Raw genomic sequence first — 1,159 nt, 5'->3', positions numbered from 1 at the left:
TCTGGCGCCATATAGCTCAGAGTTCCAATTCCAGCCCCCCAATCTCCTCCTTTTTCGAACCCGGCATCGCCTAGCCAGGACTTGGCAGACTCATACCGCTCAAGCACAGGTGCCAACGCACCACCGATAAAGGTAGCGATCCCTTTTCCAGCATCAGTTTTTAGCTCATAGCTCCATGCATCTCGGAAATAGTCGATGTAACCAGTAGCAGCGTCGACACCTTTGAAGAGGGCTACTCCCAATCCAGTTGCTCCAGCAACTGCCTCCACTCCCGTATTCCACGCACCTGCAAAGCCAAACTCAGCAGCCCCTAATCGGAGCTCAACTTGAGCCACGAGTGGTGCAGCCAGTGCCTTGAACAGGCCAAAAGTATTTTCGGCATCGCGCTGCTGTTTTAGGGAAATCCACTCAGCCTGTGCTTTACCACCTAGCATCTGCACATACGGATCAATATCGGTGGACATTTCGCCTCGGTACCAGTTGACAGAGGCTTGGGCGTTGTCAAGACCAAGGCCGCGTCCGGCCTCACGAGCAGCTAGCGCGAGCTTATATGCCTCAATCTCCCGCTGACTCAGCTGCCCCTCTTTCGGGCCGAGGAAATTACCTCCGAGCGATGCTTCTATCAGCCCATTGCCAATGGCATTGCCAAATGCATCCGCTGCTATGGAGGTATAGTCAATCTTGCCGCCAACTCCCATCAGGCGACGCACACTGCCATTGATCTGTCCACCGGCCAGGCCACTAATCAGATTGCCTTTGAAGTTGTCGGTGGTCATTCCGAGCTTCTGTCCAAGGGCTGACTTGGAAAAAGCCGATGTGGCCATAGAGGAGATGACGGAGGCTGCCATTCCTGACCAACTGAAGCTGGTATCCAGCCCTACGACTTTGTTGGCCGAATAGTTACCTGCGTATCCCGCCCCTCCCATCGCAGCAGCCTGAGCAAGGGGGCTCCACTCAGAAACGGCACCGCCGACCCCAGACGTTACCCCTGCCGTGAGACCTGCTACAGCCACCTGCCTCCAAGAGAATTGGTCCGTAACGCCCATGGCCATACCGGCCATTTGCGAAAGCGCGCTGCCTGCCATCGAACCGAGCACCGCCCCACCAGCCAGTGCCCAGCCACTTAACCCGGCAGTAGTACCGAGCACACCGCCAGACA

At 56.4% G+C, this 1,159-nt stretch carries 1 protein-coding gene; it reads right to left on the bottom strand.

The window, feature by feature from the left end; translation table 11 throughout:
• The coding region (locus AAFN46_RS20550) for a hypothetical protein (RefSeq protein ID WP_347810553.1) at positions 1 to 776 on the bottom strand (776 nt) is incomplete at its 3' end.
• Positions 777 to 1,159: the final 383 nt, after the last annotated feature.

Origin of the sequence: Pseudomonas sp. CAU 1711 (genome assembly GCF_039888625.1) — a bacterium.
Lineage (GTDB): Bacteria > Pseudomonadota > Gammaproteobacteria > Pseudomonadales > Pseudomonadaceae > Aquipseudomonas.
The sequence above is the reverse complement of the archived record's forward strand: the minus strand, read 5'-3'. Positions and strand labels throughout refer to the sequence as shown.